Origin of the sequence: Mucilaginibacter flavus (assembly GCF_030409315.1) — a bacterium.
GTDB classification, from domain to species: domain Bacteria; phylum Bacteroidota; class Bacteroidia; order Sphingobacteriales; family Sphingobacteriaceae; genus Mucilaginibacter; species Mucilaginibacter flavus.
The window spans coordinates 114,999-127,514 of sequence record NZ_JAUFPS010000017.1 but is presented as its reverse complement, the minus strand read 5'-3'; the positions used below and the strand labels follow the sequence as shown (position 1 = coordinate 127,514).

Annotated in this window: 14 protein-coding genes; 11 read left to right on the top strand and 3 right to left on the bottom strand. The window is 41.8% G+C overall.

Going from position 1 to position 12,516, the window contains the following annotated elements:
- Positions 1-331: 331 nt before the first annotated feature.
- Complete coding sequence (locus QWZ17_RS06105; RefSeq protein ID WP_290304157.1) at positions 332-1,093, bottom strand: C40 family peptidase; 762 nt, start codon at positions 1,091-1,093, stop codon at positions 332-334.
- Between the two features lie 225 nt (positions 1,094-1,318).
- The gene (locus QWZ17_RS06100) at positions 1,319-1,672 is read right to left on the bottom strand and encodes a 4Fe-4S dicluster domain-containing protein (protein WP_290304155.1); all 354 of its coding nucleotides are present in this window, start codon (positions 1,670-1,672) and stop codon (positions 1,319-1,321) included.
- A 101-nt stretch (positions 1,673-1,773) separates the two neighbouring features.
- Here QWZ17_RS06100 and QWZ17_RS06095 point away from each other — a divergent pair, with 101 nt between their 5' ends.
- The 11 genes from QWZ17_RS06095 to QWZ17_RS06045 all read left to right on the top strand — a co-directional run bounded on the left by QWZ17_RS06095 (position 1,774) and on the right by QWZ17_RS06045 (position 12,243).
- Positions 1,774-2,799: an acyl-CoA reductase gene (locus tag QWZ17_RS06095; RefSeq protein WP_290304153.1), complete on the top strand. Its 1,026-nt coding sequence runs from the start codon at positions 1,774-1,776 to the stop codon at positions 2,797-2,799.
- 112 nt (positions 2,800-2,911) lie between these two features.
- Positions 2,912-3,115 (top strand): fructose-6-phosphate aldolase, encoded by a 204-nt coding sequence (locus tag QWZ17_RS06090; protein WP_290304152.1) that lies wholly within the window; start codon positions 2,912-2,914, stop codon positions 3,113-3,115.
- Positions 3,116-3,121: 6 nt separating this feature from the next.
- Entirely contained in the window at positions 3,122-3,802 is a 681-nt protein-coding gene (locus tag QWZ17_RS06085; protein ID WP_290304151.1) for a cell division ATP-binding protein FtsE, read from the top strand.
- A gap of 300 nt (positions 3,803-4,102) precedes the next feature.
- Positions 4,103-4,708 (top strand): nucleotide exchange factor GrpE, encoded by a 606-nt coding sequence (locus tag QWZ17_RS06080; protein ID WP_290304150.1) that lies wholly within the window; start codon positions 4,103-4,105, stop codon positions 4,706-4,708.
- A gap of 183 nt (positions 4,709-4,891) precedes the next feature.
- Entirely contained in the window at positions 4,892-6,064 is a 1,173-nt protein-coding gene (dnaJ, locus tag QWZ17_RS06075; protein ID WP_290304149.1) for a molecular chaperone DnaJ, read from the top strand.
- Positions 6,065-6,195: 131 nt separating this feature from the next.
- On the top strand, positions 6,196-6,843 hold the full coding sequence (locus tag QWZ17_RS06070; protein WP_290304148.1) for a hypothetical protein: 648 nt from the start codon (positions 6,196-6,198) through the stop codon (positions 6,841-6,843).
- Complete coding sequence (locus QWZ17_RS06065; RefSeq protein WP_290304147.1) at positions 6,840-7,439, top strand: hypothetical protein; 600 nt, start codon at positions 6,840-6,842, stop codon at positions 7,437-7,439. Before QWZ17_RS06070 ends, QWZ17_RS06065 begins: the two co-directional genes overlap by 4 nt.
- Before the next feature lie 47 nt (positions 7,440-7,486).
- Entirely contained in the window at positions 7,487-8,644 is a 1,158-nt protein-coding gene (locus QWZ17_RS06060; RefSeq protein ID WP_290304146.1) for an exo-alpha-sialidase, read from the top strand.
- 377 nt (positions 8,645-9,021) lie between these two features.
- Positions 9,022-9,942, top strand: coding sequence for an ABC transporter ATP-binding protein (locus QWZ17_RS06055; RefSeq protein WP_290304145.1), 921 nt, complete (start codon positions 9,022-9,024; stop codon positions 9,940-9,942).
- Positions 9,935-11,173 carry an ABC transporter permease gene (locus QWZ17_RS06050; protein WP_290304144.1) on the top strand — a complete coding sequence of 413 codons (1,239 nt, stop codon included), beginning with the start codon at positions 9,935-9,937 and terminating at the stop codon, positions 11,171-11,173. The genes QWZ17_RS06055 and QWZ17_RS06050 overlap by 8 nt, the downstream gene beginning before the upstream one ends.
- A gap of 143 nt (positions 11,174-11,316) precedes the next feature.
- The gene (locus QWZ17_RS06045) at positions 11,317-12,243 is read left to right on the top strand and encodes a Ppx/GppA phosphatase family protein (RefSeq protein ID WP_290304143.1); all 927 of its coding nucleotides are present in this window, start codon (positions 11,317-11,319) and stop codon (positions 12,241-12,243) included.
- Here the strand turns inward: QWZ17_RS06045 and QWZ17_RS06040 are convergent.
- Positions 12,240-12,509, bottom strand: a complete 270-nt coding sequence (locus tag QWZ17_RS06040; RefSeq protein WP_290304142.1) for a hypothetical protein — start codon at positions 12,507-12,509, stop codon at positions 12,240-12,242. The two genes, QWZ17_RS06045 and QWZ17_RS06040, sit on opposite strands and share 4 nt — an antisense overlap.
- Positions 12,510-12,516 lie beyond the last annotated feature (7 nt).

Here is a 12,516-nt window from a genome sequence, read left to right as displayed (position 1 = left end):
ACCGCAGGTGAAGAGAGGGTGGCGGGCGTAGCCTCGCCGGGTGAGTCTTCGTCTGCGTTCAAAGCCAACCTTTGTCTAAAGTAAAACGTCATGGGTAGGCACGAAGCAATCCCCAAGAGGCAGATCGGCTAAGCAAATCCGCCTTGTACGGTCGAGGATGAACCATTTTAAACAGCTTCTATGTAGAGACGCAATATTTTGCGTCTTCAACTACACAGAGCACACATACTGGCATGCATATATTCGATCTGTAAATCCGATTTTCAGGCGGGAGACGCAAGATATTGCGTCTCTACATTTGAATTTCAGTCTTGATACTAACTACCCGATACTAAAAAAACCGTCGAATGCTATGCAGCTTATGCGTGTGACGTTTTTGTTCAGCTGAGTAAATCCCCTCGTTATCAATCATATCAATTTTAACCTTGCCCGATGCATGGATAATATGCTCATTATTAAGCAGTATCCCCACATGGGTAACTTTGCCTGCTGGATTGTTAAAAAAAACCAGATCACCAAGTCGGGCGTTCTTCAAATTATCAACCGCTTTACCCTCCATGGCTTGCTGACTGGCATCGCGTTTTATTTTTATTTTATTAAGGTTAAATACAACCTGGGTAAAGCCCGAACAATCAATACCAAAATGAGTACGTCCGCCCCATAAGTATGGTGCGTTTAAAAACGATTTGGCGGTTGTGGCTATATCTTCCCGCTCGCCTATTTCGCCAATAATTTCAAATTTATCATTACCTATTTTACAGGATGTTCCTTCTAAAAAAGCAAGTGAGCTACCGGCTGGCAAATAAACTACCGTATTATCAATAAGTTTCCAGGCCTGTGTAACTGCCCGGTACGTTAAATGTGGCGGCTCCTGTTGCATGCTGTTACGCGCGATGTGACCAAGCATTACAAATTGCAGGCGACCTATCCAACCGATATAATTATCGACATCGGTGGTGATTTTAACCCAACGCTCCGTCCACTCTAAAATTTCAAAAGTTTCCCCAAAAAGCACCTGCGATACCTGCTCGCTCCTGTCGTCAGCTTCGGCGCGGAGGGGGATAACTGCAAGGTTACAAATACCGTATTCCATAGTTTAAGATAGATGCGTAAAAAGTAACAGCAATACGGTCAACACTGTAAAATGGTTGCATCCGAAATAACTGGCTTTAGTAACAATTTGGCAATACAAGGGGCTTGCCAGGCGACTTAATTGCTAATGTATTAAAATATTAACACTTAATTAATTTTCAGCAAAAATTCCAAACAAAAAAAGGGACCAGCAAGCTAATCCCTTTTCAAATATTTTCGGCAAAAACTATTCGTTCATGTGCAGCCAATCTTTTTTGGCTAACAATTCTTCTTCTGTTTCGCGGATATCTTCATCATCAACACAGCAATCAACCGGACAAACGGCAGCACACTGCGGCTCGTCGTGGAAACCAACACACTCGGTACACTTATCTGGTACTATATAATATATCTCGTCAGATAAAGCAGCCTGGGTTTCTTCGGCATTCAAAGTATTACCATCGCCAAAATCAATAACTCCTTTCAGGCCGGTACCATCGCTAAAACGCCATGCCGCACCTGCATCATAAATTGCATTATTGGGGCATTCCGGTTCGCAGGCTCCGCAGTTTATGCATTCATCGGTGATTTTAATCGCCATATTTCTAAATATATAATAATCTAAAGTAACTTTGCCTGTAAATTACAAGCGTACAAATATAACAAAAAAACAGTTTAAGGGTTTAACTCCTTACCATATATATGTCAAAAATTAATATAAAAAGTACAATAAATTCATTTTCAACCTTAGGAACGCAGCTTACCCAGCCCGATGCGCAGCTGATGGCCATTATTAACGACGAACAATATCACAACGCCTGGTTTACACCCGAAAGTGTTTTGCAAGCCGTTACCGCCATTGGCAAAATGCTTAATGAGGCCGATTTGCAAACCTGGTTAACCAGATACAAACTTGATGGGGCTACCCGCGATAAAAAAGTTGGTTTAATATTGGCGGGCAATATCCCGTTGGTAGGTTTTCATGATGTACTTTGCGTACTGGCATCTGGCAACCAGGCTTTAATCAAAGCTTCATCACAAGATGCCCGCCTCATTAAAGCTGTTTTGCAAAAATTAATAACCATCGATGATAGTTTTGCCGATAAATTCAGCTTTGTAGAACGCCTGGCAGATTTTGACGCTATTATAGCAACAGGCAGTAACAACAGTTCGCGTTATTTTGATTATTATTTTGGCAAGGTACCCAACATAATCCGTAAAAACCGCAACAGCGTTGCAATGCTCACCGGTGACGAAACTACCGAAGAACTATCCGCTTTGGGGCATGATATTTTTGATTATTACGGTTTAGGCTGCCGTAACGTAAGCAAACTTTTGGTGCCTAAGGATTATAACTTCAATTTCTTTTTTGAATCCATAGAGCATTATAAAACCATCATCCATCACCATAAATACAATAACAATTACGACTATAATAAATCTATTTATCTTGTAAACAGCGTTAAACACCTGGATAATGGATTTTTAATGGTAACAGAATATGAAAGACTGGCTTCGCCCCTTTCGGTAGTGTATTTTAGCTATTATGACGATCTGGCATCGGCACAAAAAACATTACAGGACCAAAGCGAAAACATACAGTGCATTGTAAGTAACAAGTCTATCAACGTACCTAACCAGGTAGTGCCGTTTGGCCAAAGCCAGCAACCCGCGTTATGGGATTATGCCGATGGTATTGATACAATGGAATTCTTGGCAAATCTTTAAAATAACAATACCTTTGGTTTGTTGAGGCGAAAGCCGAAAGGTAAAAGGCAAAAGGTTAGTCCCGCCAGTTTAAAACCTTTCTCCTTTTACCCTTAACCTTTCACCTTACGAAATGTATATTATAAAAGTTAAAGGCGTTGCCAAAATACCCGATTATGTACAGTTGCGGGATGATAAGTTTACGTTGCTGGCCTATTTTAGGGTTGATAGGCCCGATAAATCGTTAGATAAAGTTGGGTTGGCCGATAAGGCGGAGTATATTATGAATATTATTAAAGATTTACCGTTTGGTGAAATCTTAAAATTAGAGCTATAAAAAACAATGATTGGAAACTCTATTATAAAGCTAAACGGTGTTGATATTTTTCAGCAATCGCACCTGGTACTATCTAACGTTAACCTGCATGTTGATAAAGGTGATTTTGTTTGGTTGATTGGCCAGACAGGATCGGGTAAAAGTAGCTTGCTTAAAGTAATTTATGGCGATTTGGGTATTAAAGCCGGTACCGGCCACGCTTGTGGTTATGAACTGAGCAAACTGCCCGGTCGTGATGTGCCTTACCTGCGCCGCAAGCTGGGTATTGTTTTTCAGGACTTTCAGCTATTAACCGACCGCAGCATTGAGCAAAACCTCATTTTTGTGATGCGCGCCACCGGCTGGACAGATAAAAAGCTAATTAATGAACGTGCGCTTGACGTACTGGAAAAAGTAGGCTTACGTTCCAAGCTCAAAAAAATGCCCCATGAGTTATCTGGCGGCGAGCAGCAACGTGTGGTAATTGCCCGCGCCCTGCTTAACGACCCCGAGATTATCCTTGCCGATGAACCAACCGGCAACCTTGACCCGGAAACATCTGAAGAAATTGTGTTGCTGTTAAAACAGATCAGCCAATCGGGCACCGCGGTATTGATTGCCACGCACGATTACCACATTATCCGCACCTTTCCATCGCGCATTATCAAATGCGAGGGTGGCAAGGTTTTGGAAGATGTGGTGATATAATTTGTCTGAATCAGAATTTACAGAATTTGAGGATTAACAGAATTTTAAACATATTCTGTCAACTTCTTGATACTTATGCGTAAACCTGAGATAATTCTGCCTTATTCTAAAATTCTGTAAATTCTGATTCAAATCCTCAAATTTTCAAATCAATCTGCACATCTAAAATCCACACATCTGCACATTCCCCACCTGTCACTCCTGCACATTACCTGCCATAGGTGCCAGCATTGTTTTTACTCCACTGACACGTTGTCGGCTTTATAGCCGTGGCAAGATACTTGATTGGCACTATCAGCTATGAAATTTAACGACATGTTGAAGAAAAAGAAGAAAGAAAATATGGATACTACTGAAAATATAAACGAGCCTACAGCCGAAAATTTAACCGAAGAACAACAGTTAAAAGATCAGCAGGCAGAAACTGTTGAAACTGAAGAGGTGGCAGTAGGTGCTACAGCCGAGGAAAAGTTAAAAGACGAGTTATCACAGGCCAACGATAAATATTTACGTTTGTATGCCGAATTTGACAACTTCCGCAGACGCACCCAAAAAGAACGTGCCGAGGCCCGCGAAACTGAAGGTAAAGAGCTCATTATCGCTTTATTACCTGTTTTAGACGATTTTGAACGCGCGCAACGCTCTATGGAAAAAGCAGTTGATGTTGCCTCTGTTAAAGAAGGCGTTACGCTTATCCAGAATAAATTAAAAAATATACTTACTCAAAAAGGTTTAAAAGAAATGGAATCTATTGGTGCTCCATTTGACGCCGATTTGCAGGAAGCTATTACAAATATACCTGCACCTACAGATGACCTTAAAGGCAAGGTAATTGACGAAATGGAAAAAGGTTACACCTTGAAAGACAGGGTAATCCGTTTTGCCAAAGTAATTGTAGGAGCGTAATTTGATTTGGATTTGGGATGTTCGATTTCGGATTTGTTTAATCCTGATCTGACATTCCATTTACTGCATTCAAACAAAGGGATTTCGGATTAAAATTCGGTGGAATAATTGTCCTGAAGTCAAAATCATAATTAAAAATATTAAATCCGAAATCGAAAATTCGAAATCCGAAATAAAAAAATCATGGCTAAAAGAGATTACTACGATGTACTGGGCGTTTCAAAAGGATCAGATGCTGATGAAATAAAGAAGGCATATCGTAAAATGGCTATTAAATATCACCCCGATAAAAACGAGGGTGATAAAGCGGCGGAAGAAAAATTTAAGGAAGCAGCTGAGGCTTATGAAGTATTGAGCAGTCCTGAAAAACGCCAGCGTTATGATCAGTTTGGTCATGCGGCTAATGCTTCATCGCCAAACGGTGGCGGCGGTTATGGCGGCGGCGGTATGGATATGAACGACATATTTAGCCAGTTTGGTGATATTTTTGGCGGCGGCAGTCCGTTTGAAGGTTTCTTTGGCGGCGGTGGTCGCCAGGGTGGCGGTGCTGGTGGCAGGCGTGTAGCCCGTGGCAGCAACCTGCGCATTAAAGTGCGTTTAACGCTGGAAGAAATTGCCAACGGTGCCGAAAAGAAAATAAAAGTAAATAAACAGATAGTCTGCAAAACCTGCGACGGCTCTGGCGCAAAAGATAAAGCATCTTTCCAAACCTGCAAAACATGTGGTGGCTCGGGCGCGGTGCGCAGGGTAACAAACACCATTTTGGGCCAGATGCAAACTACCAGCACCTGCCCTACCTGTAATGGCGAAGGGTCAACCATACTGTCAAAATGTAATGCCTGTCATGGTGATGGCGTAGTACGCGGCGAAGAGCTGATCACTATTAACGTACCTGCCGGCGTAAGCGAAGGCATGCAGTTAAGCATGAGCGGTAAAGGCAACGCGGCTCCACGTGGTGGCGTTCCCGGCGATTTGATCATCCTGATTGAAGAAGTACCGCACGAAACTTTAAAACGCGATGGCAACAACGTGGTGTACGATTTGCATGTAAACTTTGTAGATGCCACTTTGGGTACCACCGTTGAAGTGCCTACCATTGATGGTAAAGCCAAAATAAAAATTGATCCAGGAACCCAGGGCGGCAAAATTTTGCGCCTGAAAGGTAAAGGCGTACCGGAGGTAAACTCATACCACCGTGGCGATCAACTGGTACACATCAACATATGGACGCCAAAAGCGATCAGCAAAGAAGAACGCGATATACTGGAGAAATTACAATCATCACCTAACTTTAAACCAAATCCAGGCAAAAACGAGAAAAGCTTTTTTGACAGGATGAAGGAATATTTTGAGTAGATTATTGAGGTAAAAGTATAAAGGCGAAAGGTTAAAGGTTTTCGCCGATAGATAGGAAAGCCCGGAGTTTTAGTACTTCGGGCTTTTTTGTTTACAAAGTTTATTTGCTAACTTAAGGCAACCTTAAAACAATGAAACCCACAATTAGCAAAAGTACTGCTTGTATAATAATGGCCGCCGCGTATATACTATGGCTGCTAATCATCAATCTGGTAAAAATTTCAAAATGGTCTGTCAACTTTTACCTGAATAGTACGCTCTCTACTCTATTTTCTTTAATACATTGCTTGCTGTTTTTTTATCTGGTTTGCATTTTAAAATCAAAACACGAGAAAAAATCAATAACTATTTCTTTCCTGATTTTTGTTTTATTAGGGATGCTGAGTATTCCACTTAATTTCCCCGTTTTTCAAATACAGTCCATTATGTTAACCATTGGTGCTTTAGCTGCAATTGCAGTACTAAATATGGCCTTTCAGTCTTTCAGAGTAACTGATTACACCACAGCTACCGGGTTCAAACTACTTGGCCTAACAATGACTTTTAAAGTTGCAGCACAAATAGGACTTCCCTTTATATGGGGATATTTAGCCGATAATTTTTCTATTGCTTATGCCTACCTAAGCTTTATTCCGCCTATTTTGGAGTTTTTTGTAACGCTGGCTGTCATTTTTATTTTTTTCGAGGCGTATAAAGAACAAAAAGAGCAGTACTACCAGTTACAACATACCGAAGCAAGCAGAACCTTTATTCCTAATCCATTAGATTTACAAGAATGATGGTAACCGTTAAAAACACCTACTACGCCATGGTTGTAAATTTACTTTACTCCTTATCGATAGTAACATCTATTATGTTGAGATTTAACAACATGCCGCTCAGCAAGTGGCAGGCGGTTTTAAATGAAATAGTTTACCTGATACCGTTAATATATTTGATTATGGTATTAAAACATTTAAAGGTAGATTCCTCGATTATTACAACCTATAAAATTTTCATTGGTGCCGACATTGTTATTTCGCTGTATTTTGTTGTAGTTAAATTCACACCTAATAATCTATCAATTTACTACCTGCTTTTTTTACTTTCCATAGTTGTTGCCATCATTTTCACCATTCAATCTGCCCGCATCCAAAACAAATGGCTTACCTATCCCCTGCTCACTTATGGTTTGATGTTCCTTTTTGTAACGTTGCTACAACTTGTGGCAAGCGTTATTTATTCATCATCGATGTATAGATACGTTAGCCTGACCGAAATATCAATTCCGGCCTTAACATTCTACATTCTGTTTAAAATAGTCCGATACCTTGATGAGCAACGCAAGTCAGATTCCCAAATTGCACAATTTGGTGACAACCCGGGTAATATTTAAGAAGTTTTAACAAGGACGGGCGTTTATATTTGTTCAAAACACTATCTATGCGCTTCACCACCCGGTTACTTTGTCTATTTTCTATTTCGGTTATATCAGTTACCAGGCTATCGGCTCAAACAACCGATATCCGCAACAACTACCAAACCGAAGCCGGTGTACCCCGCTTGCAAATAGAGCGAAGCATGATCTACTCGCCCGATAAGGAATGGTTATATAATCACCACCCAAGCATCATCCATTTTAAAGATAAATTTATAGCCATTTGGAGCAACGGACTCATAGATGAAGATTCGCCGGGGCAAAGGGTGGTGTATGCTACATCTAAAGATTTTACGCATTGGTCGGTACCTGTGCCGCTGGCTTCGCCGGGTAAGGTTAATGATACGCTTACCGTGCTTACTGCAGCCGGTTTGTATCAATACAAAGGCACGCTGGTTGCTTATTATGGCCAGTACACCAAACACCGTCAAAACACCCACCTGTGGGCTAAAACCAGTACAGATGGCACGCACTGGAGCCAACCTATTGATATGCATGTGCCACTGATCCCCAACCACGGCCCCGAGGCTATTAAAAGTGGCAGGCTCATCATCAGCGGTAACTTTATGTTCCCTTATACCGATGATCCGCGCGGTATCTCTGGCTGGAAACTAAGCAGTTTTTATCCCGATTCATTATACACCCAGGATAATTCATCTGCCTTTTATGCCCCCGCGGCAAAACTTGGTTTACCTCCGCTTTGCGAAGGATCGTTTTACCAAACTGATGATAATATTATTCACATGCTGCTACGTGTTACCGGCAAAGGCTGGAAAGGCCATCTATGGCTTACCGAAAGTAATGACAACGGCAGCAACTGGTCGCGCCCGGTGCAAGCTCCTTTTTCTGATAACGACAGCAAATTTCATTTCGGAAGACTGCCCGATAAACGTTTTTACTACGTAGGCATCCCCGATACCCTGCACCATTACGACAGGAATCCGTTAGTGCTCTCTATAGCCAAAGATGGCAAAGCCTTCACACAAAACTACATTATAGCAAACGAGCTTTATCACCTCAAAAAAGAAGGCCTTTGGAAAGGCGGCCAATACGGCTACCCGCATACCATGATTTATAACGGCTATATGTATGTGATTATATCGAGGCAAAAGGAAGCGATAGAGGTATTGCGTTTTAATTTGAAACAAGTGGGCACCAAGTAGCGCACACTAATTTCACTAATTAAAGCGAATTGGCGCGAATTAAGAAACTGTTTAATAATCATCAAATAAAACTACTATATCCCCCACGTCATTGCGAGGTACGAAGCAATCCCCGATTGTACAGGGCGGATTTGCTTAGCCGATCTGCCTCTTGGGGATTGCTTCGTACCTCGCAATGACGGCTTTTATATGTTTTTAAACAGCTTCTAAGAATTTTTGATTAAAGACTCTAATTCAAATTCGCTCCTATCCTGTTCCATAAAATTCGTGAAATTCGAAATCATTCGTCGTGTTCATGCTTGGTGAAATTCGTGTGTAACATTTTAAATTTCGCCGTATCTAAACCATAAATTAACAAAATAAACCTTAATCAAAATATGTTAAGCATCCGCAATATTGTTAAGCAGTACGCCGGTCACAGGGCTTTAGATGATGTGAGCCTGGAGGTAGAAAGCGGCCAGGTATTCGGTCTGCTGGGACCAAACGGGGCTGGTAAAACTTCCCTTATCCGCATCATTAACCAAATTACAGCACCCGACTCTGGCGAAGTTTTTTTTAATGGCGAACAGCTCAATCAATCACACATCGACCGTATTGGTTACCTCCCCGAAGAACGTGGCCTGTACAAAAAAATGGAGATTGGCGAGCAGATGATTTACCTGGCAAGGCTAAAAGGCTTAAGCCGGGATGAAGCTCAAAAACGCTTAAAGTTTTGGTTTGAAAAGCTGGGCATGGAAACCTGGTGGAAGAAAAAGATAGAAGAACTTTCAAAAGGGATGCAGCAAAAAGCCCAGTTTGTGGCTACAGTACTGCACGAACCCGATTTGATCATCCTGGACGAACCCTTCAGCGGTTTCGACCCGGTGAATGCCGAGGTAATTAAAGACGAGATTTTGGAGCTGAATAAAAAAGGCGCCACCATACTTTTCTCAACCCACCGCATGGAATCTGTTGAAGAGCTTTGTCATTCTATCGCCCTGATCAATAAATCGCATAAAATATTAGACGGTAAGGTTAAAGCCATTCGCAACTCGTACCGTAACGATACTTATTTTGTGGAGTATAGCGGCACACCTTTAAGTTTTGACGGAGCAGAACCTTTTCAAATTGTAGGCGACGCCCTTGTTGACGACGAACGCAACACCATAAAAATAAAGCTTGCCGAAGGCAAAACCTCCAACGATGTGCTACAATACCTGATCCCCAAAACCCACATCAACATGCTGCAGGAAGTTATCCCAAGCATGCACGAAATTTTCATTGAAAAAGTTAACGCAAACTCCCTGAGCCATGAATAAAGTATTACTCATTATACAGCGCGAATACCTTACCCGTGTACGTAAAAAATCGTTCATTGTGATGACGTTGCTTGTGCCTGCGCTGTTTGCGTTAATGTACAAGGTTATTGCCTACGTGGCCGACGACAAAAACGATGTAAAAGTAACGCATATTGTACACGTGGTTGACAGTGCCGAAGTTTATAAAGACAAAATAAAAGATAGCCAGTACATTAAGTTCGACTACTCAAAACGCTCATTAAAAGACCTTAAGGCCGAGGTTAAAGAACAGGAAAACGATCTTGTTTTATACATCCCGTCATATACGCCGGATAAAACCCAGATTTTTGCCAAAAAGAAAGCGACGCTATCCCTAAGCGATAATATCGAGCGCCAGTTAAATGATATCAAATCGGGCACAGCGTTGGTTAAAGCCGGTATTGATACCGCCAAACTGCATGCCACAAAAAGTAATGTAACGGTAAGTGCTACCGAAATGACTGAAACCGGCGACCAAAGCACCAGCATCGGCGCCACCTATGCGCTGAGTTTCGCGGGCGCGATATTGATCTACATGTCGTTATTTATTTATGGCGCACAGGTTATGCGGGGTGTTATTGAAGAAAAGACCAGCAGAATTATTGAGGTTATTGTATCATCCGTAAAACCATTTCAATTAATGATGGGTAAAATTATTGGCGTTGGCCTGGTTGGTTTAACTCAATTTGTTTTATGGATAAGCTTATCGGCATTGGTGAGTTATCTTACCGGGAAAAACGCTGCGGTGGCCAGCCCGGTTTATACCTTTATTCATAACCTTGGCGCAAATGCGGGCTATGAGCTGGGATGCTTCATTTTTTACTGGATAAGCGGCTTTTTGCTGTACAGCGCCTTGTTTGCGGCAGTTGGCTCGGCGGTTGATAGTGAAACCGAAACCCAACAGTTTATGTTCCCTATCACTTTGCCGTTGTTATTCACCTACATTTTATCGGTATCGTACCTGTTTCAAAAACCTGATAGTCCGTTGGCCGTATGGCTTTCTATAATTCCGTTTACAGCCCCTGTGGCAATGATGGTGCGGGTACCTTTTGTTGTTCCACCATGGCAATTAGGTGTATCAATGGTGTTGATGGTAGCAGGCTTCATTTTCACCACGTGGGTGGCCTCCAGAATATACCGTGTTGGTATTTTAATGTATGGCAAAAAGGTAAACTTCAAAGAGCTGGGTAAATGGTTCTTTTATAAAGAGTAGTTGGTTCATTGGTTCATTGGTTCATTGGAACGCGGGCAACACGGGCTTGGTAGTAGTCTACTCTCACTCTGTCAATCCAACCAAAATGACTAATGAACTAATGAACAAGTGAACCAATGAACTAAATTATCTATTTTAGCCATATGAGTAAACGCGTTGCCGTGATGGATTTGGGTACCAATACCTTCCATTTACTGATTGCCGATGGCGATATTGATAATTACCTGGAGATAGTGCACTACCCTGAAGCCGTAAAACTTGGCGAAGGCGGTATCAATAAAGGCTTTATTATTCCCGAGGCTTACCAAAGGGGCATTGATACCATGAAAATGTTCGCGACCGAAATAAAGGGAAACAACGTTACTGACTTCCGCGCCATTGCTACGTCGGCCCTCCGCAGCGCATCAAACGGCAAAGATTTCATTCAGGAGGTGAAGGATACAACCGGAATCAGCATTGAAATTATTAATGGCGAACAGGAAGCAGGCTTTATTTACCAGGGCGTAAAAATCAGCGGCTGTTTATCGGCACAAAACTCGCTGATAATGGATATTGGTGGTGGCAGCGTGGAGTTTATTTTAGGCAATGCCGATAATATCATCTGGAAACAAAGCTTTGAAATTGGCGCGGCCCGCTTGATGGATCTCTTTCATCGCACCGATCCAATTCCACCCGCATCAATAGAAGCCTTAAACCTTTACCTCGAAGATCATTTAACAGATCTGTTCACCGCTGTAGCCAACCATAAAGTTGATGTGCTGATAGGCTCATCCGGCGCGTTTGAAACTTTTGCCGAAGTAATTGAGGTTGAAAAAGGGCACTCCTTCGACTTGAAAACAACCAAAAATTACAATTTTGACGAAGCTGAGCTGCTGAAGCTTACCAATAAATTTGTACAATCAACCCATCTGCAACGCGCGGCCAACAAGGGCATTATTCCGGTTAGGGTAGATATGATCGTAGCGGCTTCGCTTATCACCCGTTTTATAATGCACAAGCAGGGAATCAATAAAGTGAGCATGTGCAGCAATTCTTTGAAAGAGGGCGTACTGGCGGGGATGCTGGATTAAATTGTAAAAACCGCGAAGCAAGTTGAAAGCCCAATTAACAGCACCAAAAGAGCGCTCAGCAAAAAAGCTTTCCGGTATACAAAAATAGCCGTTATAAGGCAGATGATAATTTGTATAGCTATCAAAACAGCCTCACCAAGAATAATAAGTTCCTGATTATTGATCCTTAAAAAAATAGTATAAGCAGCAAGCAAGGCAAGGTTAATGCCTGCTATCAGCATACTTTTACTCTGTACGGATTTCGTTTGCTTATCTAAGTCTTCCATTATTAAA